At 37.7% G+C, this 1,065-nt stretch carries 1 protein-coding gene; it reads right to left on the reverse strand.

The genetic code is table 11. From position 1 onward, the window contains the following. Positions 1–1,065, reverse strand: a 1,065-nt coding sequence (locus ACKTTC_RS11835) for a hypothetical protein (protein ID WP_408040044.1), incomplete at both ends; no start/stop codon positions are given.

Consider the following 1,065-nt stretch of genomic DNA (forward strand, 5'->3'; position numbering starts at 1 on the left):
ATAGAAATTGTCAATTGTAAAGTTTCCTCCACCTTCTTTGTAGAATAAAGCACCTTCAGTAACAGGGCCTACAACAGTAATATTACTTAAAGTTGCATTAGTTACAGGAGTAGCATTTCCATCGTTACCATTATTTGAACCTTCGATACCAGCTTTAGCACTTCCTGAGATATACCAATATTCACCAGTTCCAGCCCATCCGTCAGCAAAGTCAATAGAATCATCACCAGAGTTTGTAGCAACTAAGTATCTTCCATTTACTGTACCTCCAAAGAATTCGATTCCATCATCTCCACCTTCAAAAGATTGTACATACTCTACCGTAGTTCCATTACCTACACCGAATAAAGAAAGTCCGTTAAACTCTTTAGAAGAGTTAAAAGTAGCTCCTGTATATTCAATTCTTAAGTAGCGAATAGATCCTGAATTATCATCAGTTGTAGAACCACCGTATGTTAAACCAGCAACTTCAGAAGTAGCAACAGCACCAATATTTGTTGGAGCTTTACCACAAACTACCAATCCACCCCAATCTTTTGGAGCAGGTGAAGCTGCACCAGAAGTCATGATTACTGGATTAGAAGCAGTACCTTCTACGAAGATTTGACCTCCTTGAGCAACAGCTATGTATGCAGAAGTTCCTCCAGTAGCTTTAATAGTTGTTCCAGCTGGGATAGTTAATTTACCACCATCTTTTACAACAAAAGCACTTGTTAATTTATATTCAATACTTGCATTTAAAGTAACATTACCAGTTACTTCTCCAGCTAAGTTTTCAGAAGTTACACCACTATTGCTTAACCCTCTAGTCCAACCAGCAGTCCAGTCTGGAGCAGCAGCACCATTACCAGCACCAGTAGTTACACCTTGAGAAATAAAAGATTGATTTGCCCCTGTGTAATCAGTCATTTCAAATCCAGAAGTATTTTCTGCAAACTGTACGTTTGTCATTACTAAATCATTAGCTTCAATTCTTGTAGCTGCTTCATTATCAGTGTCTTTTACTTTAACACCTAAATCAACTCCAGAAATATAGAAATTGTCAATTGTAAAGTTTCCTCCACC

This window comes from Tenacibaculum amylolyticum, assembly GCF_964511145.1.
GTDB classification, from domain to species: Bacteria; Bacteroidota; Bacteroidia; order Flavobacteriales; family Flavobacteriaceae; genus Polaribacter; species Polaribacter amylolyticum.